Annotated in this window: 16 protein-coding genes; 4 read left to right on the top strand and 12 right to left on the bottom strand. The window is 73.0% G+C overall.

Annotated elements, in window-relative coordinates; genetic code table 11:
* Window positions 1-52: 52 nt before the first annotated feature.
* Complete coding sequence (locus AB0D44_RS06410; protein WP_362585249.1) at window positions 53-781, top strand: 4'-phosphopantetheinyl transferase superfamily protein; 729 nt, start codon at window positions 53-55, stop codon at window positions 779-781.
* Between the two features lie 396 nt (window positions 782-1,177).
* On the top strand, window positions 1,178-2,218 hold the full coding sequence (locus AB0D44_RS06405; protein WP_362585246.1) for a hypothetical protein: 1,041 nt from the start codon (window positions 1,178-1,180) through the stop codon (window positions 2,216-2,218).
* Here the strand turns inward: AB0D44_RS06405 and AB0D44_RS06400 are convergent.
* From AB0D44_RS06400 to AB0D44_RS06365, 8 genes are read right to left on the bottom strand one after another with little or no spacing between them, the layout of a single operon-like run.
* Window positions 2,180-3,094 (bottom strand): 4'-phosphopantetheinyl transferase superfamily protein, encoded by a 915-nt coding sequence (locus AB0D44_RS06400; protein ID WP_362585243.1) that lies wholly within the window; start codon window positions 3,092-3,094, stop codon window positions 2,180-2,182. The two genes, AB0D44_RS06405 and AB0D44_RS06400, sit on opposite strands and share 39 nt — an antisense overlap.
* Window positions 3,091-3,327: a phosphopantetheine-binding protein gene (locus AB0D44_RS06395; protein WP_362585240.1), complete on the bottom strand. Its 237-nt coding sequence runs from the start codon at window positions 3,325-3,327 to the stop codon at window positions 3,091-3,093. Before AB0D44_RS06395 ends, AB0D44_RS06400 begins: the two co-directional genes overlap by 4 nt.
* Window positions 3,314-5,242 (bottom strand): HAD-IIIC family phosphatase, encoded by a 1,929-nt coding sequence (locus tag AB0D44_RS06390; protein WP_362585237.1) that lies wholly within the window; start codon window positions 5,240-5,242, stop codon window positions 3,314-3,316. The genes AB0D44_RS06395 and AB0D44_RS06390 overlap by 14 nt, the downstream gene beginning before the upstream one ends.
* Window positions 5,243-5,249: 7 nt before the next feature.
* On the bottom strand, window positions 5,250-6,269 hold the full coding sequence (locus AB0D44_RS06385) for a 3-oxoacyl-ACP synthase III family protein (protein ID WP_362585234.1): 1,020 nt from the start codon (window positions 6,267-6,269) through the stop codon (window positions 5,250-5,252).
* Complete coding sequence (locus AB0D44_RS06380) at window positions 6,266-9,310, bottom strand: beta-ketoacyl synthase N-terminal-like domain-containing protein (protein WP_362585231.1); 3,045 nt, start codon at window positions 9,308-9,310, stop codon at window positions 6,266-6,268. Before AB0D44_RS06380 ends, AB0D44_RS06385 begins: the two co-directional genes overlap by 4 nt.
* Complete coding sequence (locus AB0D44_RS06375; RefSeq protein ID WP_362585228.1) at window positions 9,310-9,681, bottom strand: acyl carrier protein; 372 nt, start codon at window positions 9,679-9,681, stop codon at window positions 9,310-9,312. The genes AB0D44_RS06380 and AB0D44_RS06375 overlap by 1 nt, the downstream gene beginning before the upstream one ends.
* 37 nt (window positions 9,682-9,718) lie before the next feature.
* Complete coding sequence (locus AB0D44_RS06370) at window positions 9,719-11,473, bottom strand: acyl-CoA dehydrogenase (protein WP_362585225.1); 1,755 nt, start codon at window positions 11,471-11,473, stop codon at window positions 9,719-9,721.
* Window positions 11,467-13,290: a fatty acyl-AMP ligase gene (locus AB0D44_RS06365; protein ID WP_362585222.1), complete on the bottom strand. Its 1,824-nt coding sequence runs from the start codon at window positions 13,288-13,290 to the stop codon at window positions 11,467-11,469. Before AB0D44_RS06365 ends, AB0D44_RS06370 begins: the two co-directional genes overlap by 7 nt.
* A 154-nt stretch (window positions 13,291-13,444) precedes the next feature.
* Here AB0D44_RS06365 and AB0D44_RS06360 point away from each other — a divergent pair, with 154 nt between their 5' ends.
* Complete coding sequence (locus AB0D44_RS06360; RefSeq protein WP_362585219.1) at window positions 13,445-14,416, top strand: ACP S-malonyltransferase; 972 nt, start codon at window positions 13,445-13,447, stop codon at window positions 14,414-14,416.
* 92 nt (window positions 14,417-14,508) lie between these two features.
* Here the strand turns inward: AB0D44_RS06360 and AB0D44_RS06355 are convergent, their stop codons facing one another.
* Window positions 14,509-16,107 carry a PQQ-binding-like beta-propeller repeat protein gene (locus AB0D44_RS06355; RefSeq protein WP_362585216.1) on the bottom strand — a complete coding sequence of 533 codons (1,599 nt, stop codon included), beginning with the start codon at window positions 16,105-16,107 and terminating at the stop codon, window positions 14,509-14,511.
* Window positions 16,108-16,147: 40 nt separating this feature from the next.
* A complete protein-coding gene (locus tag AB0D44_RS06350) occupies window positions 16,148-17,770 on the bottom strand; it encodes an AMP-binding protein (protein ID WP_362585214.1) in 1,623 nt (540 codons plus the stop codon).
* Window positions 17,771-17,867: 97 nt separating this feature from the next.
* Between AB0D44_RS06350 and AB0D44_RS06345 the strand changes: the two genes are divergently transcribed.
* Entirely contained in the window at window positions 17,868-18,137 is a 270-nt protein-coding gene (locus AB0D44_RS06345) for a phosphopantetheine-binding protein (protein ID WP_362585211.1), read from the top strand.
* 82 nt (window positions 18,138-18,219) lie between these two features.
* Here AB0D44_RS06345 and AB0D44_RS06340 read toward each other — a convergent pair whose 3' ends face one another.
* Together AB0D44_RS06340 and AB0D44_RS06335 are read right to left on the bottom strand one after the other, a co-directional pair.
* On the bottom strand, window positions 18,220-19,473 hold the full coding sequence (locus AB0D44_RS06340) for a pyridoxal phosphate-dependent aminotransferase (protein WP_362585208.1): 1,254 nt from the start codon (window positions 19,471-19,473) through the stop codon (window positions 18,220-18,222).
* Complete coding sequence (locus AB0D44_RS06335) at window positions 19,470-20,870, bottom strand: lysine 2,3-aminomutase (RefSeq protein ID WP_362585205.1); 1,401 nt, start codon at window positions 20,868-20,870, stop codon at window positions 19,470-19,472. Before AB0D44_RS06335 ends, AB0D44_RS06340 begins: the two co-directional genes overlap by 4 nt.
* Between the last annotated feature and the right edge of the window lie 182 nt (window positions 20,871-21,052).

The following is a 21,052-nucleotide window of genomic DNA, read 5'->3' as shown; positions in this document are numbered from 1 at the left end:
GCGGCGGCAGCGTGGGAGCTGTCAGACCGACGCTTCGACCCGAGGGAATGCCGTGCTCACGAAGCTCCTGCCATCGGATGTCGCCACCGCCGAGTCCACCGCCGATCCGGAGGAGGTCTTCCTCTTCCCCGAGGAGGAGTACCTGATCCGCAACGCCGTCCCCAAGCGGCGACAGGAGTTCGGGACCGTACGGTGGTGCGCCCGCCGGGCCATGGGGGCGCTGGGAGTGCCGCCGGCCCCGGTGGTGCCGGGCCGGCGCGGCGTCCCGCAGTGGGGGCCTTCGGTCGTGGGGTCCATGACGCACTGCGCGAGCTACCGGGGCGTGGCGCTCGCGCGCTCCTCGCAGTTCGCCGCGCTGGGCATCGACGCGGAGCCGAACACCCCGCTGCCCGAGGGGGTGCTGGAGTCGATCGCGCTGCCCCAGGAGCTGCGCCGGACCCGGGAGCTGGCGCGGGCGGTGCCGGAGATCGCGTGGGACCGGCTGCTCTTCAGCATGAAGGAGGCGGTGTACAAGACGTGGTTCCCGCTCACCGGGCAGGAGCTCGAGTTCACGGACGCCCTGGTCACCGTCGACGCGGAGCAGGAGACGTTCCGCGCGCGGCTGCTGCCCGAGCCCGCCCGGCTCTCGCCCGCCGGGCCCACCACGTTCAGCGGCCGCTGGTCGGCGGGCGACGGCGTGCTGCTGAGCGCCATAGCGGTGCCTGCCGCGCGGCCGGCGCCGCCGGGGGCCCGGACAGCGCGAAGCGCTCCCCCCCTCTGCCGGGCGGGGAGCGCTTGCTGAACGGGGTCACCGGCGCAGTGCCCTGGTCCGGCTCATCCCCACTGGTCGTCGTCGGGCGTGGTGAGTGACACCTGCACGGACACGTGCACCCCGCCGGACGCGGCGGACTGACCCGATGCGGCCGGCAGAGCACCCGACATGAACGGCACCCCCATAACGCCCATGACCATACCCGTCAGTACAGTCAAGTAAATCGAAGAGAATTTACCGGAAATTGCCCTCACGACGCCCCCAGTCGAAGATCGAGATTTCCTCCGCCTACACCTTCGCCCGATTTTTCCGGCTTTGGTGTCTCGGTGATGCGAATAGAGTGCTGGATATCGATCATTCGCGCCAAGAGCCGCACGCTGGCGTAAAGTTACGTGGCAGCAATTACATCGATCAGTGGGGGCTGGTATGTTCCAAGGGGAGGGCTCGGATTCAGGGTTCGCCGAGCTGGACGACATCAGCGCCGCGGCATACGGTCTTGCCGTCGAGTGCGGGCGCTTCGTACGCGAGAAGATCGCCGAAGAGCTGTCCCTCACACCCGAGGAGATCTCCCGGGTGGAGAAAGTGCTGTGCGGGGTCCGCCTCCTGCAGTCCATGCCGGGCCAGCCGTCCGAACTGACCCCGGTCACACCCGATGTGGCGGCCGCGTCCCTCGTCGCCCCCGCGGAGCGGCACATCCGGGAACTGCAACAGGCGGTCACCGACGTCCGGGCGAAACTGCTGTCCCTGACGCCCCTGTACTTCGAGGGGCGCCGGCTGCGCAACCGGCTGGAGGCCTTCGACATCATCACCGATGTCACCCGGATCCAGGCGATGCTCAACCACCTCACCCAGAACTGCAAGAGCGAGATGCTCACCGTCCAGCCCGGGGGCGCCCGCCCGCCCGAACTCCTGGCGCACGCACGGGAGTCGGCGCTGTCCACCCTGGCGCGCGGGGTGCGCATCCGGACCATCTACCAGCACACCGCCCGCAACGACCTGCCCACGCGCTCGTACGTCCGCGAGGTCAGCCTGCAGGGAGCGGAGATCCGGACCGCCGACGAGGTGATCGACCGGCTGATCATCTACGACCGCGAGGTCGCCTTCCTGCCGGAGAGATCCGCGCACGAGACCTCTCCCGGAGCGGCGATCGTCCGCGAGCCCACGCTCGTGGCCTTCCTGTGCTCGGTCTTCGAGTACCTGTGGGACGGCGCGTCCCCGTACGTCGTGGAATCCCAACGGACCCCCGCCTCCTCCGACGAGCTCAAGTGGTCGATCATCCGGCTGATGACCAAGGGCTACAAGGACGAGATGGTCGCCCGCCGGCTCGGCATGTCGGTGCGCACCTGCCGCCGCCACATCGCCGAGATCACGGAGGAGCTCGAGGCCACCAGCCGCTTCCAGGCGGGCTACAACGCCGCACGCCAGGAGTTACTCTCCGGCGGGCCGCTCCAGCCCCCTCCCCCCTGATCCGTCCTCGGCCTGCGGCCGCCGGTCGGCGGGCCCCTCCCCCAGCGCCTCCGTGATCGCGTCCACGCAGTCCTGATCGAGCATCGTGGTCACGTGGGCGTCCTGGAGCCGGCCGAAGCCCGCGTCGTAGACCGCGGCGCTCACGACGTACCCGTCCGCCAGCGGGAACGTCCGGAAGATCCACTCGTCCCCGGTACCCGCCGTCCCGTCCGGCCGCTGGACCCGTACCGGCCTGCCGTCCGGACCGAAGCCGAACTCGGTGAAGCGGAACTGCATGCCCTGCCCGATCGCCTTGCTGTAGGCCTCCTTGAGGGTCCACAGCCGTACGAGGGCACCGTTGCGCTCCTCCTCCGGCATCCCCGACAGCAGGACCAGTTCGTAGGGCGTGCAGATGTGCCGGCCCAGGCCGCTGCCGTACATCTCGCGGTCGGCGCGCTCCGCGTCCACCCCGATGAGCCCGCAGGTGGTCAGTCCGACGAGCAGCAGGTCCTCGGTGTGGCTCAGACTGATGTCGATCTGGTCGCAGCCGCGCAGGTACGGGCGGCCGGTGGGGCCGTAGGCCAGCTCCAGGTCCGCGGGTTCGCTGGCGAGCACCGCGCCCGCCGCGTACTTCAGGAGCATGCGGGAGGCGATGTAGCGGCCGCGGACGTCGGCGTGCGTGAGGTCGAGGAAGCGCGTCCAGTCGCGGCCGAGCAGCCCGCGCAGTCCGTCGCCGGTCGGCAAGGCGGGCTCCAGGTCGCGCAACCAGGCGTAGACCAGCGCCGTCCCGTGGGTGGCGAGGTCCTCCCTGACCCTGTCCCACGAATCTCCTCCCGGAACCACGGCGACGGGCTCGCCGAGGGGCGGGCCGAGCGTGGAACTGCCCGGGGCGGTCATCCGTACTCCTTCACGAGGGTGTGGACGTCACGGAAGCTGCGCGCCTCCAGCAGGCGGTGCACCGGCACCCGGTGGCCGGACTCCTCCAAGAGGGCCACCAGGCGCAGCAGGTTGAGCGAGTCCCACCCGGGGAGGTCCACCAGCGCGGTGTCCGCGCCCGCGGGGACCTCGAGGTCCAGGCCCAGGTCGTCGCGGACCGCCCGCAGGAACGTGTCGAGGCTATCGAGGCTCATCGGCCGGCCTTCCCCCCGGGGATTCGGTGATGCGCACATGACCGGGTGCGTCCGGGATCCGTGCCAGGTCGTGGTGGAAGTCCAGCGCCTCCCCGGCCGCGCCGCCCCGGACCGGGGTGAAGCCGCAGGACGGATAGAGGCCGCGGACCCGGTGGTTGCGGGCGGTGGGCACGAACCGGGCCGTCACCGCGGTCAGCCCGAGCGCGCGGGCCCGGCCCAGCACCACCGCGAGGCAGGCCTGTTCGATGCCCCGGGCGAGCACCCGGCAGCTGAGCCACATGCCGTCCAGGTGCAGCGTGCCGCCGGTGAAGGTGCCCAGTACCGCTCCGACCAGGCCGTTGTCGCCGAACCGGTCCGAGGTGCGGGCGGCCAGCAGCAGGTGCCGGTCGGGCTCGGCGGCCAGGGCGACCAGCTCGGACTCCTGGTATCCGCCACCGGTGAGGTTGAACTGGTTGGTCCGCAGGGTCAGTTGGGACAGGCGGGCGAACTCGTGGGGCCGGGGCGGGCCGAGATCGACCCGCACGGCGAGGTCCCGCAGGAACTCCTCCTGCGAGCCCGCCCGCCCGTGCAGGATCCGGCGTTCACGCTGCCGGTGGTACTCGCCGGTCCTGGCCCGGTCCTCGTCGGTCAGGCTCAGGGTGTCGAACCAGCCGTCCGCGAGCAGCCGGGCCACGTGCAGCGCGGGCTCCTCGTCGAGCGCGACGACGGCCACCCCGGGCAGTCCGGAACGCACCCGGGCGCGCTCGGCCGGCGAGTCGTCGGCGAAGACCAGGGCGTCGGCGGCAAGGTCCAGCCGGTCCGCGATGTCGGCGAGGTTGCCGTCCTTGGGCTCCCAGTTGGCGTTGATCCGTACGAAGTCCTCCTCGCGCAGGACGAGATCGGGATGGCCGCGCAGCGCCCGCAGGACGAGGTCCTCGTCGTTCTTGCTGCTCACCGCGAGGAGCACGCCCTGGGAGCCGAGCTGTTTGACGCACTTCTGGAAGGCTCCGAACGCCTCGCCGCGCAGTGTGCCGGCCGCCGCGATCCCGTCGGGTCCCCGCTCGCCCAGCACCCCGTCCCACAGGGTGTCGTCGAGGTCGAGCACCAGGCACTTGCGGGTCATGCCGCGCACCGCCCGGGCCAGGTGCCCGATCTCGCGGGCGTACGCGGCCAGGAGTTCCGCACCGAGCTGCACCTTGGCGTAGCGGGCCAGGCGGGAGTCGGTGACCGGACCGCCCTCGCCGATCAGCGGTTCGAGGTCGACCACGACGAGGCGGGGTGCCGACTCGGTGAGCCGCAGCAGCCGGGCGTTGAACTCCCTCCACACCGCGCCGAGGAGGGCCCGCGAGCGGTGGTCGACGAGCCGGTGGCTGTAGGCGCGCGGCAGCGGGACGGTGTTGAGCACCAGGGTGCCTCCGGCGGCCCCGGCGGCCAGTGCGGCGCACCGGCCCAGCACCTCCTCCCCCGCCGCCGCCACGTCCGCCGGCCCCCACACCGCGGGAACCCGGCCGAACACGGTCTCCGCGTCGAGCAGGCACAACGTCAGGTCGGGTTCACATGCGCGCAGTTCACTGTCCGGGTCGGTCAGATCGCGCAGGTACGTGCCGTGCTCGCCGACCACGTGGCGCAACAGCAGCCCGTGGCGGGCCAGTTCTCCCCTCAGCGGGTCGACGACGTGGCCCACCGTGGACTCGCCGGTCACGGCCACCGTCACGACGGGGGTCCGCGGATGGCAGGCCAGGACGGCCTCGGGGTCGAGCCCGGCGAGCAGCCGTCCGGCCGCCGCCGCGCCTCCCTCGCCCCGCCGCCCGTCCGCGTCCGCCGCGAGCAGCGCCGGCACCTCGTCGTACGCCTTCTCCAGCAGTCCCAGGGCGCGCAGTTCGCGCAGCCGCTCGAGCCCCGTCGGGCCGGTCGTCCCGGTCGGTCCCGTCGTCATCGACGCCTCACACCTTCTCCAGGGCGAACCCGGCTCTGATCCACCGGCTGGACTCCACGCACAGGGCCAGTGCGCGCTCTCCGGTGGTGAACTCGGGCAGCAGCCGGTCGAGTTGCAGGAAGGGCAGGGCGTTGCCCGTGTTGCCGGTCTCGGCGACGCAGGAGACCTCCCGTGCGGAGGTGGCCGGCAGCCGCTCCAGGATGCGCCCGGTCATCCGTTCGGAGAGCTGGGGCGGCAGCAGGTAGCCGATGTCGTCCAGGTCCCAGCCGAGTACGCCGAGCAGCTCCCACAGGATCTCCACGGTGATCGACGGGACGTGCTCCTCGATCGCCTTGTAGTCCTCGGCGAGCATCCGGCGCCCGGAGTGCCGGTCGGTGGTGCCGTACCAGTCGAGCAGCTGGCCGGGCGGGCGGCCCTGTCCGGTCCACGAGTTCAGCACCGCCCGTACGGCGACCCGCTCGCCCTCGGGCTCGTCGGCGAGCACGGCCGCTCCCGCTCCGTCGCCGAACAGGACGTGGTTGACCAGCTCCTCGGTGGGCATCCGGGCGGTGTCCCTCCCGGGCGACAGGAAGCGGTGGGTGACGTCACCGCCGAGGACCAGCCCGGCCCGGCGGCCGCCGAGGACGAGGGTGCGGCCGAGGTCCAGGGCCTGGACCGCTCCCGAGCAGCCCGACTGGAGCTGGAAGACCGGCAGGTGGCCGAGGCCCAGCCGGTCGGCGACCTCGCTCGCGGTGGTCGGCAGCAGCAGGTCGGGGGTCGCGGTGGCGAGGACCAGGAACTCCATGTCGGCGGGGTCGAGCCCGGAGGCGTCCAGGGCCTGCGCGCCGGCCTCGGCGCACAGGTCGGCCAGGGAGCCGCGGACCTCGCCGGTCACCGGGTCCCAGCCGAAGTGCCGGGTCCTGGTGCCGACGAAGAGGTCGATCCACTCCTCGCTCACCCCCAGCAGCCGGCCGAGCGCGGGGTTGTCCACCGGCTCCCCGGGCAGCGCCGTACCGGCGGCCGCCAGGTAGACGGTGCGGCCGGTCATGCCGGCCTCGCCGTGATCAGGTCGCCGAGGAACGCGGCGAGGGAGCCGACCGAGCGCAGCGCGGGGAGCATCTGCTGGACGGACACCTCGCCCACGTGCGGCAGCCGGGCCTCCACCCGGTTCTTCAGCTGCATGATCATCACCGAGTCGAAGCCGAGGTCCTCGTGGAAGCGCGCCTCGCGCACCACGCGCTCCGGGGGGTACCCCCCGACCTCGGTGACCGCCCGGACCACGGCGTGCAGCACCGGGTCGCCGCTGCCACCCGGGTCGCCGCTGCCACCCGGGTCGCCGCTGTCACCCGGGTCGCGCCCGGCGGCCGGGGCACCACTGTCACCCGTGCCGCGGCCGGCTGCCGGGCCGGCCCCGGGCTCCTGCCGCTCCGGCGGCCGTTCTCCGGCCGGAGCCACGGCCGGGGTCGTCGCCCGAGCCGGCGCAAGCGGCGTCCGCCGCTCCCAGTACCGCTGCGCGCAGGAGAAGACGTACGGGCTCATCGGCTCGACGACCCGGTGCTCGGGTGCGTACAGCTCCTCCCACAGCGGGTCGAGCCCGCAGCGGTGCAGGGCGGCGACGGTCTCGGCGAGGTCCCGGCCGGTCGCCCCGGGGCCCGGCGCGGGGTGCAGGAACTCGGCTCCCGGCGCCCGTCCGCCCCGGGCGGCGAGCTGCAGGAGCTGGGCGCGCGGGCCGATCTCGATGAGATGGGTGGGGGCAATGTCCGAGACGAGCGCTCTCAGCGCGGGGTCCATGAGCACGGGCTCCTCGATCTGGTCCGCCCAGTAGTCGGCGTCCATGGGTTCGTGGTGCAGCATCCGGCCGTAGCGGGTCGAGGCCACCGGCACCGCGGGCGGCGCACACCGGACCGCCTCGGTGCGCAGCTTCGCGGCGGCCGGGGCCGTCAGGGGCGAGTGGAAGGCGTGGGAGGCGGGCAGCTGCCGGACCCGTACGCCGCGTCCGGCGAGCTCCTCTTCGATCCTGGCCAGGGCGGCCCGCGGTCCGGACAGCACGGTGTCCGCGGGGCCGTTCAGCGCGGCCACGACGGTGTCCGGCTCCCCCGCGAGGAGTCCGGCGACCTCCTCGGGGCCGGTGGCCACGGCGATCATGCCGCCGCCGGAGGGCAGTTCGCCCGTCAGAGCGCCGCGCCGCACCACCAGGCGGGCGGCCTCGTCCAGGTCGAGGGCGCCCGCGGTCACGGCTGCCGCGTACTCGCCCAGGCTGTGGCCGAGGACGGCGGCCGGGGCGATCCCGAGCGCCGTGAGAGTGCGGGCCAGGGCGTAGCCGACGGCGAACAGGGCGGGCTGCGCGAACTCGGGGCGGTGCACCCGCTCGTCACCGCCCAGGACCAGCTCCCGCACCGAGGTGCCCAGGGGTGCGGCCAGGGCCTCGTCCGCCTCGGCGAGATGGCGGCGGTAGGCCGCCGACTCGCGGTGCAGCCCCGCCGTCATGCCCGGGAACACGCTGCCCTGGCCGGTGAAGAGGAAGGCCACGACCGGCCTGCCCCAGGGGCGCCCGGCGCTCGCGGCGGGATCCCGGTCCGCCGCCCGGCGCAGTTGTGAGACGAGCTCGTCGGTGTCGCGGACGGTGACCGCGAACCGGTGCGGCAGGCCCGTCTTGACGCGGTTGCTGCTCCAGCACAGCGCGGCGGCTGCGCCGCGCGGCCGCCTGGCGACCGCCTCCGCCTGCACGGCCAGGTTGCGGCGCAGCGCCTCGGGGGTGTCGCCGCTGACGGTGAACACGCCGACGGCCCCACGGGCCGCGCCCGTACGGGCGCCGGCGACGGCGGGCCCGGTCCGGCGGGGGCGCCGGGGCGCCGAGCCCAGGACGGCATGGGCGTTGGTGCCGCCCATGCCGAAGCTGCTCACGGCGGCGAGGCTCTCGCCGCGGGGCAGCCGCATCGGGGACTTCAGCAGCCTCAGGCCCCGTTCCCCGAGCCGCAGCCGCGGGTTCTCGCGGTCGGCGAAGAGGCTGGCGGGGACGATGCGGTGGTGCAGTGCCAAGGCGGTCTTGATGAGTCCGGCTATGCCCGCCGCGCCCTCGGTGTGGCCCAGGTTGCCCTTGACGGAGCCCAGCGCGCAGGGGGCCTCGCGTGCGGTGCCGTGCACCGCGCCGAGCGCCGCGCACTCGATCGCGTCGCCCAGTACGGTGCCGGTCCCGTGCGCCTCCAGAAACGCGACGCGGTCCGGGGTGATGCCGGCGCGCCGGTAGGCGGAGTGCAGGACCCGCTCCTGCGACCAGCGGTTGGGGGCGATGACCCCGTTGCTGCGGCCGTCCTGGTTGACGGCGCTGCCGCGCAGGACGGCGTAGATCCGCTGTCCGTCGGCGAGGGCGTCGTCGAGCCGGCGCAAGACGACCAGGCCCACGCCGTCACTGCGCCCGATGCCGTCGGCGTCGGCGCTGAAGGGCTTGCAGCGGCCGTCCTGGGCGGCCAGGCCGAGCTGTCCGTAGACCATGCCCATGGACGGCGAGAGCACGATGTTGGCGCCGCCGGCCAGCGCGGTGTCGCACTCCCCCGCCAGCAGGGAGGTGGCGGCGAGGTGGACGGCGACGAGCGAGGAGGAGCAGGCGGTGTCGACGGCCAGGCTGGGGCCGGTGAGGTTGAAGTGGTAGGAGATCCGGTTGGCCGCCATCCCGGCGCTGCTGCCGGCGCCGAGCAGCGGGGTGACCTGCGCGAGGTCGCTCATGGTGAGGCGGCCCCACTCGCCACCCATCATGCCGATGAACACCCCGGTCTCCGTGCCCGCGAGGGCACCGGGGGCGCGGCCGGAGTCCTCGAGGGCGCGCCAGGCACAGGGCAGCAGCAGCCGCTGGTGCGGGTCCATCGCGGCGGCCTCGTGCGGGGTGATTGAGAAGAAGTCGCTGTCGAAGACATCGACGTCGTCGAGGAATCCACCGCGGCCGCTGACAGCGGGGAAGTCGCGCGCCTCCCAGCGCTGGGCGGGGACCGGGCCGGTGCCGGACCCGCCCCGCATCAGCAGGTCCCAGTACGCCGCCGTGCCCGCCGCCCCGGGGAACGCGCAGTCGATGCCGACGAGGGCGATGTCCCCCATCAGCGCTGGTCCACCGCGGCGGTGGCGGCCGGTCCGGCGGGCGAGTCGGCGGGCGCGGCGGCGGCCAGGACGGCCGAAAGGCGGCGCAGCAGGCTCTCCACGGTCGGGTGGTCCCACAGCAGCGTCGGCTCCACCTCGAGCCCGAACTCCTCCTCCAGGTCCCCGCACAGGCTCAGCGCCGCCACCGAGTCCATGCCGTACTCGGCGAGGGGCACGGTGGGGTCGATGGACTCGGGAGCCCGGCGCAGGTAGACGGAGAGCCGTGCCGACAGCCACGCGTGCGGCAGTACGGCCCCGGCGCCGGCACCCTCGGCCACGGTGGTCGCGGCGGTCGGGGTGGTCGCGGGGTGCCGACCGGTGGGAACGGTCATCGTGGGGCTCCTTCGGTGCGTACGGCCCAGGTCCCGGTCAGCCCGGGATGGGGGTGGAGTAGAGGTCGTAGCTGATCTGGGTGCTGAAGCGGAGCTGGACCTCGTGCCGGATCCGGGTCTCGCACTCCGGCGGCAGATCGGCCACGCGCGTGCCGAGCCGGCGGGCGATGTGGTGCAGCGCGGCCGCCGCCCAGGACGGGTCGGCGAGGAACGGGTCGGGGCCGTAGCGGCCCTGGTCCCACAGGCCCAGGACGGCGGCGGCCGCAAGCAGCAGCGCGTACCGGTCCATGAGCGCGAACCGGGCGGGCTGCGCGGTGGCCGCGCAACCGGCCGCCTCCAGCCCGAGCACCCGGCTGCGTACGTCGCGGAACTCCTCGACGAGCTGCCCCGCGAGCGTGCGCAGGGCGCGCTCGACGGGTCCGCTGCCGTCGATGGCCGCGCTGACGGCGAGCATCGTCGCGCTGAGCGAGTCCCGCCCGCACGCGAGGGAGAGCCGGTCGGTGCGCAGCGGCGGCAGGTCCCCGGCCAGCCGGAACAGCCCCGAGGGCGCCTCGTCCTCCAGGAACCACGAACTGCGGGCCAGGCACGGCATCTGCGGGATGACCGTGGCCTGGCAGGCGACCGTCCCGGCGTGGCCGAGGCTGAGCACCGGTACGTCCCGTACGTGCTTCTGGAAGATGCCGAGGGTGCCCTCACGGGTGTAGAAGCCGGAGCCGAGGACGATGGAGAGGTCGTACATGGTCTCGGTGAGCACGCGGGGCAGCAGGTACTTCAGCGCCGCCGAGTAGACGCTGGTCTCGGCGGGCAGCAGGTGCAGGGCCCTGGTGGCCACCACCGCGAGGCTGTCGTAGAGCAGCAGGTTGACGAAGGCGCTGGTCAGTGCGGCGCCCGTGCGGCTCCCGTCGACGCCGCGGGCCCGCGCCCCGCCGGAGTGCTCCCGATCGAAGCGGACGGCGGTGCGCAGGCTGGTGTCGAGGGCGGCCACGGCCGAGGCGGAGATCACCGTCCGGCTGATCTGGAAGGAGCGCAGGGCGGTCTCGATCCCGGTGCCCTCGGGACCGAGCAGGGCGGTGGCGGGCACCGGACAGTCGTCGAACTCCACCCCCGCGAACCGGCATCCGCGCAGCCCGACCGGTGTGCGGCGGGCCGTCACCGCCGCACGTACGTCGTCCAGCTGCTCCGGTCCGAGCAGGAGCACGGAGTGGCTGCGGCTGCCGGGTGCCGGGTCGGTGCGGCAGAACAGGACCAGCGCGCCGGCCCGCTCCAGGTTGTTGACCAGCGGTTTGCCGCCGCTGATCAGATAGCCGCCGGTGCCGCGCCGGGCGGTGACCTGGCTGCGGACGTAGTCGTTGCTGTGGGCGGTCTCGTGCTGGGCGATGGCCGCCTTGCCGCCCTCGCGCAGCAGCCCGGCCAGCCAGTGCCGCTGCCGGGAGTTCCCGGCGGTCCACACGTCGGAGGCGGCCATGAAGGTGGTCATGCCGTGCCCCATGGCCAGGCCCACGTCCCGGCGGAAGACCGGGCGCATGATCCTGACCAGGGTGTCCATGCCGTCGAGCCGCCCGCCCAGGGCCTGCGGGATGTACTCGTCGGTGATCCCGAACCGGTCGAGCAGCGCCTCGCCGGCGGCGAAGGGCACCGCCGCCCGGTCGGCTTCGAGCAGGGCGGTGTAGCCGACCGGGTTGGCCGGGTCCGAGGGGTCGCCGAGCAGCGTCTCCAGGGCGGCGACCCGGGTCCGGACGGCCTCCTCGCGCCGGTGCGCCACCGTGCGCTCGCCGAGGAGGGCGGCTACCACCGTCTTCCTCCGTCGGCTCCTTCCGGCCGCAGCAGGTCCTCGCCGAACAGCACGTCCTCGGCCCGTGCCAGTGCCCACACGTCGGGGGTCAGCACCTCGTGGTCGCCGCGCAGCACGCCGTCGAGGAAGAGCTTGCGCATCAGGGTGCGCTGGACCTTGCCGCTGCTGGTGCGGCGTACGGTGCCGGGGCGCACCAGGAGGATGTTGCCGGCGGGGACCTCGAACTCCTTGCCGATCAGGGCCTGGATCTTCTGTGCGACGGTGCGCAGTTCCTCACCGGCCGCTCCGCGCACCTCCTGGACGAGGACGAGGTGTTCGCGGCCGGCGTCCACCGAGAAGGCGGCGCCCAGGCCGAAGGTCAGGGCGGGGCTGACGGTCCGCGCGGCCCATTCGACGTCCTGCGGGTAGACGTTGCGGCCGTTGATGATGATGACTTCCTTCAGCCGTCCGGTGACGAACAGCTCGCCGTCCTCGAGCATGCCCAGGTCGCCGGTGCGCAGGAAGCCGCTCTCCTCGTCGTTGAGGCTGGCGCGGAAGGTGCGCACGGTCTCGGTGGGCCGCTGCCAGTAGCCGCGGGCGACGCTGTAGCCGCGCAGCCAGATCTCCCCGACCGCTCCGGAGGGCAGTTCGTGGTGGGTCAGCGGGTCGACGATGCGCACTTCGATGTCGACGGGGGCGCCGCAGCCGATCAGGGTCCGGACGGGCTCGGTGCCGGCGGCGGCGGGCCCGGCGCCGACCGCCCGGTCGCGTTCCAGGGCGGTCCTGTTGAAGTCCTTGCGGACGTGGGGGGTGCCGGGGACGCCGCCGGAGACGACCAGGGTGGCCTCGGCCAGTCCGTAGCAGGGGCGCAGGGCCTCGGGGCGGAATCCGGCCGGGGCGAACCGTGCGGCGAACTCGTCCAGGCTCTCGGGGCGCACCGGTTCGGCGCCGTTGAGGGCCAGGCGCCAGCGGGACAGGTCCAGGTCGGCGATCTGCTCGTCCTTGATCCGCCGGACGCACAGGTCGTAGCAGAAGTTGGGTCCGCCGCCGACGGTGACGCCGTACGCGTCGATGGCCTGGAGCCAGCGCAGCGGGCGCTTGACGAAGGACAGCGGCGTGACCTGGACGCTGTGGCTGCCGAGCCAGACGGGGTGCAGCAGGTGGGCCACCAGTCCCATGTCGTGGAAGTACGGCAGCCAGCTGCCGAAGACGTCCTCGCGGGTGGTCTGCAGCACCTTCTGCAGGGCGGCCTGGTTGGCCAGCAGGTTGCGGTGGGAGACGGTCACGCCGCGCGGTTCGCAGACGGAGCCGGAGGTGTACTGGAGGAACACGAGGTCGTCGGGGCGTGCGGTGACGGGCTGCCAGGCGTCGGCGTCGCCGATGCCGGGGACGTCGGTGACCACGCACTGCGCGTCCGGACGGGAGTTGCGGGCGAGCCAGAGCGCGACCTCGGGCGCGGCGGCGGTCTCGGTGAGGACCACCTTGGCGCCGGTGTCCTTCAGGACGGCGGTGGTGCGGTTGAGCCGCTTGTCGCGGCCCGCTTCGCCGGGCATCGGTACGGGGACGGCGACGCAGCCCGCGTAGAGGCAGCCGGCGAAGGCCTTGAGGAACTCGACGGTCGAGGAGTAGACCAGCAGCACCGGCTGCCCGGTCGCGCCGTGTTCCTGGAGGCCGGCCGCGATGCGTCTCGCCTCCCGGTCGAGCTCCCCGTACGTGAGGTGTTCGGCCCGCGCTCCCCGGGCGGTGTCGCGCAGGAAGACGTGCACGTCCTCGTCGGCGAGCTCGGCCGTCCGCACGCGGAGGAGTTCGGTGAAGGTGGCGAAGCGTGGCTCTGACATCCGCGGCATCCCCTCGCGTCTGCGGGCCCGTGGACTGTCGGACCGCGTGTACCGGCGATCCTGCGCGCGGCCGCTTAAGCGGGCCTTGTGCGGACGGCAACTCAGGGGGCGGCAGGGGTGCTCGGCGCGGGGCGGGGCGGGCCAACCTCCGTGCATGGACACTCACACCGACAGCGACACCCCGACCGGGGCGGCGATCGTCTTTCCCGGCATGCAGCCGACGGCCTTCTCCGAGGTGGCCCGGTTCATGCTGGTCAATCCGTACGCCCGGGAGCTGCACGCGCTCGCCGACGACGTGCTGGGCTTCTCACTGGCCGACCGCTACCAGCGGGCCGACGGCGACTACTCGCTCTACGGGCAGATCTCCTTCGTGGTGAACTGCCTCGCGCTGGCGCGCTGGGCCACGGACCGGCTGGGGGCGGCGCCCGCGTACGTGGCGGGGCCGAGCTTCGGCGCCCGGGCCGCCGCGGTCTTCTCGGGGGTGCTCGACTTCCCCGACGCCGTACGGATGACCGCGCGGCTCGCCGACACGATGGAGGACTACTTCGCGCGGGAGCACCCCGCCCTGGTCACCCAGTCGATCGCCCGGGTGCCGCAGGAGAAGGTCGCGCTGCTGCGCCGGGAGCTCGAGGAACGCGGCGAGTGGAGCGACGTGTCCTGTGTCGTCGACCACGACTTCACGATGCTCACGGTGCACGAGTCGGTGCTGGACTGGCTCCAGCACCGCATCCGCTCGCTGGGCGGCATGTCGATGTACACGATGAAGCCGCCCATGCACTCGTACCTCTTCGGGGGGCTGCGGGACCGGGTGGACGCGGAGGTCTTCGACGGACTGACCTGGTCCGAGCCGCGGCTGCCGCTGGTCGCGGACCAGGACGGCAGGGTGGTGACCACCGGTGAGGGGGTGCGCGGCATGCTGCTGGACGGCTTCGTCCGTACGGTGCGCTGGCCGGACGTGGTGGCCGCGCTGCAGCGGGCCGGGGTCGGCCGGCTGTACGTGTCCGGGCAGGACGGGCTGTTCACCCGGGTCGCGTGCACCACGCGCGCCTTCCGGGTGGTGCCGGTGACGCCCCGGTCGGCGATGCGGCCGGTGCGGCGGCGGCTGCCGGTGCCGGTGCCGGCCTGAGCGCAGGGGCGGGCAGCCGCGGGCGGGCGGCCGCAGGCGGACAGGGGGAGGGGCCGGTACCCGATGGGTACCGGCCCCTCCCGTGCGTGCGGCTACTTGCCGTCGACGCTGAAGGCGTAGAAGGTGCCCTCGGTGAGGCTGCCGGTGGTGCCGCCGCCGTTGGCGAAGCGGGCGTAGCCGTTGCCCCAGTAGACGGTGCCGTCGACGACCGCGGGGCCCGCGTTGGAGGAGTACGGCGCGGTGAAGTCCCACAGGTAGGCGCCGGTCGCCCCGTCGAACGCGTACATGCGGCCGCTGGTGGAGCCGCCGAAGACGACGCCGTTCGCGGTGGTCAGGGCGCCCCAGGCGAAGCCGTCGGTGCGGTCGGCGACCTGCCACAGGATGCGTCCGGTCTGCGGGTCGAGGGCCGCGAAGGAGCTGCGGGTCGTCGTCGTGCCGTCGGCCAGCTGGTAGGGCTGCCGGTTGAAGTTGGCCTCGGCGATGTAGATCCGCTTGTCGTCATTGGCGGTGCCCCACTGGATGCCGCCGATGTGGCCGCCGGGGCCGGCCGCCGCGCTCCAGACCACCGCTCCGGTGGCCGCGTCCATCAGCCAGTACTCGCCGCTCTTCTCGCCCGCGCCGATCACCTTGCGGGGGCAGCCGTCGGGGCCCTTGATGGTGAACAGGTGCGCGCCGTCGCCGAAGTCGTAGTCGTATCCCGGGTTCGGCGGGCAGTTGTTGGGCGGGAAGCCGGGGATGCAGCCGGTGTTCCAGGCGTCGAAGCGCTTGGCGCCGGTGTTCCATTTGATCTGGCCGGTCCGCATGTCGAGGGCGAGGACGGTGTCCACGTAGTTGTCCGGGGCGTAGCACTCGGCGGGGGTGTGCCCGGCGCTCTGGCAGTCGCTGACGGACTGGGGCACGGTGTAGTTGTTGCCGGTGGTGAAGTACACCGTGTTGGTGGACGGGTCCAGGGCCGGAGTGCCCCACACGGCCACGCCGCTGTAGCCGCCGGGCCGGCCGCCGTTGTCGGGGGTCGTGTACTGGCGCCACAGCCGGTCGCCGGTCGCGGCGTCGAAGGCGTTCACACTGCCCCGGAAGGTGCAGCAGGGGTAGGCCGGGTCGAGGGCGCCCTCGGATTCGCGGGAGGAGACCCCCTGGTAGATCACGCCGTTGTGCACGACGGGCGACTGGGTCAGTACGGCCTTGTACTGGGTGTCGACCTCCCGGCTCCACACCTTGTTGCCGGTGGCCGCGTCGACGGAGATCAGGACGGCCCTGTTCCAGTCCGCTATGTACACCTTGCCGCCGACGACGGCGGGGCTGGTGCGGGCGACCGAGGCCGGGTCACCGGTGTAGTCGGACACCTTGCGCGACCAGATGCGGCTGCCGGTCTTCGCGTTCACCTTGTGCAGCCAGCCGCCCCAGTCGGGGAAGTAGACGGCGCCGTCCACCACGGCCGGGGTGGCGGACACGTCGCCGTTGGTGGCGAAGGTCCACTTGGCCTTCAGGCGGCCGACGTTGCCCTTGGTGATCGTCGTTTCCTGCGGGTTCGAGCGGCTGTTGCGGATGTCGTGACCGCCCGTGGGCCAGGCCGCTGCGGTGTTGGCGGCGCTCGTGGCCGGGACGGAGAACAGCGTGGCGGTCAGTGCGGCCACGGCGAGCAGCGCGAATCTGCGGACCGCTCCCTGGCGGGGCCGGGGTCTTGTGCGCATGGGTCTTCCTCTTCCGTGCTGTGATGGGTCGGTTCGGGGATCAGCTCGCGCTCACCGGTACACGGGTGCCGTGCAGGGCGGTGGCGCGCGCGGTGAGCTCCAGCCGGTCGGTCTTCTTGTTGGTGTTCAGCGGGAACTCGTCCAGCCGGTGGTAGTGGCGCGGGATCAGCTGGGCGGGCAGCAGCCCGGCCAGGTCGCGGTGGAACTCCTGCGGTGTGCGCTGCCCGCCGAGGTAGAAGGCGACGAGCTCGGTGCTGTTGGCCACGGGCACGCCGACCACGACCGCGTCGGTGACCGGGGTGCCGTCGCGCAGGGCGTGTTCCACCTCGGCCAGTTCGACCCTGTAGCCCTGCACCTGCACCTGGGAGTCGGTGCGTCCCAGGTAGACCAGTTCGCCCCCGGAGAGCCGGCGCACCCGGTCGCCGGTGCGGTACCACAGGACGCCGTCGCGCTCGAGGTACTTGCCGGCCCCGTCGGCCGGGTCCAGGTAGCCGGCCGACAACTGCGGCCCGGACAGCCACAGTTCGCCCTCCTCCAGGGCGGGCTCGCCGGCCTCGTCCAGGAGCAGTTCCGCATGCCCGTCGTGGAGCAGGCCGAGCGGCACGACCCCGTTGACGCCGAGCGCGGTCGACTCCTGCGGCGACCAGGTGTGGCGGTGGGTGGTGATGGTCATCTCGGTCGGGCCGTAGACGTTGATCACCGCGGAGCGGGGGGCGGCCTGCTGCCAGGCGTCGGTGTCCTGGAACTGGAGCGCCTCCCCGCCGAAGTACGTCCAGCGCAGCGAGGGCATGCTGCCCGGCAGCAGGCGCCCGGTGCGGCGGGCCAGCGAGATGACGCTGGGCGCCGAGAACCAGACGGTGATGCCGTGCTCGGCGACGAAGGCGGGCAGGTCGCGGTAGGCGTGCGGGGAGACCGAGACCAGGGGCGCACCGACCGCCCAGGCGCACCACAGGTCCGAGACCGCGGAGTCCCAGTTGAGGTTGGCGGCCTGGGAGAAGACGTCGGCGGCGGTGAAGTCGTACCAGGCGTCCATGAGGGAGAAGTAGTGCGCCAGGTTGCCGTGCGTGAGCCGTACGCCCTTGGGCCGGCCGGTGGAGCCGGAGGTGAACAGGACGTACGCCACGTCCTGGGGCCCGGCGGACCACACGGGATCCGCCAGCGCGGTGCCCGGGCCGGCCAGGAGCGGCCGCAGGCCGCCGGCGGCGGCGAGCGCCCCGGCCTCGGCGGGGTTCAGGTGCGGGGCGAGGACCGGCAGGTCCCCGAGGGCGGTCGCGAGGGCGGTCGGTGCGTCCTTGGCGAGGTCCGTCGCGAGCCGGGCCGCGCCCTCCTCGTCCACGACGAGGGCGGAGACCTCCGCGGACGCGAGCATCGAGGCGATCTTGCCGGGCGGGAAGTCGGCCAGCAGCGGCACCGCGGGGAGTCCCGCGTACAGGCTCGCCAGGACGGCGACGTACGAGGTGAGGCTGCGGCCCGCCAGGATGCCGACGGCCTTGGGCGGCCCGCCGGGGGCCGCCAGCAGCGCACCGGCCCAGGACAGGGCCAGTGCGTGGGCCGTCGCGTAGTCGACGGTGTCCTTCCCGACGCGCACGGCCACCCCGTGCGGTGAGCGTTCCAGGCCGCGCAGGAAACGTGCGTGCAGCGCGGTCCGCGCCATGGGTTCCATTTCTGCTCCTCCTCGCCGGGAATTATCGACCTGCCATTTCCCGGACCATTTCTGGGACTTATTGACAGCCGTCATCCGGCGCCTCCATCATTCCCATATGCCAGAACTCACGAAGCACACCTGGGACGGCGCTTTCGAGGCCGTCGTACGCCCGTTCCTGCCCTATCTCCCACCCGGTGAGAAATTGACCGGTGATGCCGAACTCCGTGACCTGGGGCTGGACTCCATGGGCACGGTCGAGCTGCTCGCCGCCCTGGAGGGCGCATATGACGTCCGTTTCCTGGACGACGCTCTGAAGCTGGAGAATTTCGCGAGCCCGGATATCCTCTGGAACACATTGATCACCCAGACCGAATCGGCCAAGTGATCGGCAAAGCGAAGAGAACGGCCCCCGGCGGCCCGGCGAGGATTTCTATCCGAGTCGGGCCGTCCGGCATGGGGCGGCCCGATCAGGGGACGAGATTTCGGAAACTCTCCTCGATCCTGTCGAGCGTGTTGCGCACGTGCGGCAGGGCGGTGGGGTCCGGCGCGTCGAGGGCGAGCTGCTGCTCCTCGGCCGTCTCGCCGTACAGCATGCTGGTGGCGCATTTGAACCGCAGGGCGTCCCCCTCGTCGCCGAGCAGGTGTCCGGCGAGCACCACGATTCCGAGGTCCAGCATCCGGCGGGCCAGCGTGGGCGAGTCGGTCACCTCGTACTTCGCCAGCTCCCCGCGGACCGGTTCGAAGTCGGGGTAGACGTAGAACGCCCCGGTCGGCGGGCGGCAGCGGGCGCCGGCGGCCACGGTGATGCGGTGGACCTCCCGGGCGACGGCGCCGTGCAGCCGCGCGCTGGCCCGCAGCCGCGCGCGTACCTCCGGCGGCTCGCCGAAGGCGTACTCGGCCACCTCCTGCATCGGACCGGCCAGCGTCGACCAGACCTCGCTGGCCACCGAGACCACTGCGGTGCGGATCCCCTCGCCCCAGGGGCCCTGCGGGAAGCGGGCCACGCCGATGCGCCAGCCGCCCAGGGCCAGGCTCTTGCTCAGGCCGGTGGTGATGACCGTGCTCCCGGGGGCCACTTCGGCCGGGCTGAGATAGTCGGTGGCGGGGTCGTGCACCACGTCCCGGTAGATCTCGTCCGAGACGATCAGCAGGCCCTCCTCCTCGGCGATCGCGCACAGTTCGCGGATCAGCGGGGGTGGGGCGAGGGTGCCGGTCGGGTTGTCCGGGAGGGTCAGCACCATGATGCGCGGGTCGCGCCCGAGGACGCGCGCCGCGGTGATGCACTCGCGCAGGGCGTCCGGGTCCGGTACCCCGCCGCACTCTGCGGGGATCGGGACGGCGATCGGGTGCTTGCCGGCCAGCCGGGCCTGGGGGGCGTAGGTGTTCCAGGCCGGGCGGGGCAGCAGGACGTCGCCGGGGACCGCCAGGTTGAGGGCCATCAGCAGCGGCTTGCTGCCGGGGGCGACCACGATCTGCTCGGCGTCGGTGGGGATGCGGCGGCGCGCGAAGTAGCCGGCGGCGGCGTTGCGGACCCCGGGCGAACCGGCCACCGGGCCGTAGGCGTTGCGGTGCGCGCCCGCGGCGAGCCGTTCCACGAGCGGCGCGAACGCGGGCAGCCGGGACTCTCCGAAGCCGAGGTGGATCAGCGGCTCGCCGGCCGCCTGGCGCTGTGCCACCAGTTGGTTGAGGGCGAGGTTCGGTGACATCCGCATGTCGCTCATCCCCGGCTCCCCGCCGCAGCCGCCGCCTTCGTCCCGAAGAGCTCCTGCCCGCCCTGCCCACCCTGCCCGCCCTGCCAGGCCGGTCCCGCGATGGCCCGGGCGATGTCGGCGGGGACGGTGCGGTCGAGCCGCAGCTCGTCGAGCCAGGCCGCCTGCGGGTCGTAGTGCGCCAGGAAGGGCCGGCCGACCAGCGAGGGGTCACGGGCCTGGACCATGTGCAGCTGGAAGAAGCGGCCTTCGGCGTTCTCGACGACCCCGTCCACCACGACCTTGCCGGGGGTCGCGGACATCACCGGGCCGCGCACGGTGCGGGCCAGACCGGGCAGGGTGCGGTAGGCGCCCTGGAAGATCTCGGCCGCCCGCGCGAGGGGCACCCGGAAGTAGTCGTAGGGGCCGGTGTCGCGCTCCACGAACATGTAGTACGGCACCGAGCCGGCGGCGAGCTCGGCCCGCCACATCTCGCTCCAGACGGCCGGGTCGTCGTTGACGCGGGCGATCAGCGGTGCCTGGCAGTAGACGAGGGCGCCCGTGGACCTGATCCGGGCGACGGCCCGCAGGGCGAGGTCGGTGGTGAGTTCGCGGGGGTGGCTGAAGTGCGCCATGACGGCGAGGTTGCGTCCGGAGGCGACGACCTGCTCGAACAGGCGCAGCAGGTCGTCGGCGTCGGGGTCGGCTCCGAAGCGCTGGGGCCAGTACGCGACGGACTTGGTGCCGATCCTGATGGTCCGCACGGTGTTCACGCGGAGCAGCGGCTCCAGGTGGGAGCGCAGCCGCTCGGTGGACATCACCATCGGGTCGCCGCCGGTCACCAGGACGTCGGTGACGTCGGGGTGCCGGCCGAGGTAGGAGACGAGACCGCTCGGGTCGGGGGCGGCGAAGCGCAGGTCCGCGTCTCCGACGAACTGGGCCCAGCGGAAGCAGTAGGTGCAGTACGAGTGGCAGGTCTGGCCCTGGCTCGGGAAGTAGAGCACCGTCTCGCGGTACTTGTGCTGCAGTCCGGGGATCTCGACGCCGTCCAGGGTGGGGACGTTGAGCTCCTTCTGGCCGGACGGGTGCGGGTTGAGGCGGCCGCGGATCTGCTGCACGAGGGTGCGCAGCGCGACCTTCGAGGCGGGGTCGGCGCTGAGCGCGGCCAGGTCGCGTTCGTTCTGCTCGGTGAGCATCCCCCGCTGCGGGAACACCAGTTGGAACATCGGGTCGTCGGGGATGCGGTCCCAGTCGATCAGCTGCGACAGGACGTACTCGTTGACCCGGAAGGGCAGCACCATCGACACGAGCCGGACGGTCTCGCGGATGCCGGCGGGCAGGCCGTGGCGGTCGGCGATCTCGTCGAGCTGCCGCGGCCCGTACGCGCGGAACCGTGCCGTCCCGACAGAATCGGTTGCCAGCAGGGACATGCGGATATTCCTCCAGCCTGGTGCCTGGCAGTTCCGAGCGTCTGCTCGAATGCGGTTCGATGCTAGGGAGAGGATTCGGCCACCGGACCCCAGATCCGACCCCAGCCCGACCCTTACGGCGCCCCGGCCGAGCGGCCCCGGCGCACCGGGGTGCGGGCATGGCGAAGCCGCCCAGGACCGGC

The sequence above is a fragment of the Streptomyces sp. NPDC048349 genome (genome assembly GCF_040651925.1).
Lineage (GTDB): Bacteria > Actinomycetota > Actinomycetes > Streptomycetales > Streptomycetaceae > Streptomyces.
This window is presented reverse-complemented; position numbering and strand designations above follow the sequence as displayed.

Coding starts and splice junctions, on each gene's coding strand:
- AB0D44_RS06405 (WP_362585246.1), top strand. CDS start 1,178: ATGTTCCAAGGGGAGGGCTCGGATTCAGGGTTCGCCGAGCTGGACGAC.
- AB0D44_RS06400 (WP_362585243.1), bottom strand. CDS start 3,094: ATGACCGCCCCGGGCAGTTCCACGCTCGGCCCGCCCCTCGGCGAGCCC.
- AB0D44_RS06395 (WP_362585240.1), bottom strand. CDS start 3,327: ATGAGCCTCGATAGCCTCGACACGTTCCTGCGGGCGGTCCGCGACGAC.
- AB0D44_RS06390 (WP_362585237.1), bottom strand. CDS start 5,242: ATGACGACGGGACCGACCGGGACGACCGGCCCGACGGGGCTCGAGCGG.
- AB0D44_RS06385 (WP_362585234.1), bottom strand. CDS start 6,269: ATGACCGGCCGCACCGTCTACCTGGCGGCCGCCGGTACGGCGCTGCCC.
- AB0D44_RS06380 (WP_362585231.1), bottom strand. CDS start 9,310: ATGGGGGACATCGCCCTCGTCGGCATCGACTGCGCGTTCCCCGGGGCG.
- AB0D44_RS06375 (WP_362585228.1), bottom strand. CDS start 9,681: ATGACCGTTCCCACCGGTCGGCACCCCGCGACCACCCCGACCGCCGCG.
- AB0D44_RS06365 (WP_362585222.1), bottom strand. CDS start 13,290: ATGTCAGAGCCACGCTTCGCCACCTTCACCGAACTCCTCCGCGTGCGG.
- AB0D44_RS06360 (WP_362585219.1), top strand. CDS start 13,445: ATGGACACTCACACCGACAGCGACACCCCGACCGGGGCGGCGATCGTC.
- AB0D44_RS06355 (WP_362585216.1), bottom strand. CDS start 16,107: ATGCGCACAAGACCCCGGCCCCGCCAGGGAGCGGTCCGCAGATTCGCG.
- AB0D44_RS06350 (WP_362585214.1), bottom strand. CDS start 17,770: ATGGAACCCATGGCGCGGACCGCGCTGCACGCACGTTTCCTGCGCGGC.
- AB0D44_RS06345 (WP_362585211.1), top strand. CDS start 17,868: ATGCCAGAACTCACGAAGCACACCTGGGACGGCGCTTTCGAGGCCGTC.
- AB0D44_RS06340 (WP_362585208.1), bottom strand. CDS start 19,473: ATGAGCGACATGCGGATGTCACCGAACCTCGCCCTCAACCAACTGGTG.
- AB0D44_RS06335 (WP_362585205.1), bottom strand. CDS start 20,870: ATGTCCCTGCTGGCAACCGATTCTGTCGGGACGGCACGGTTCCGCGCG.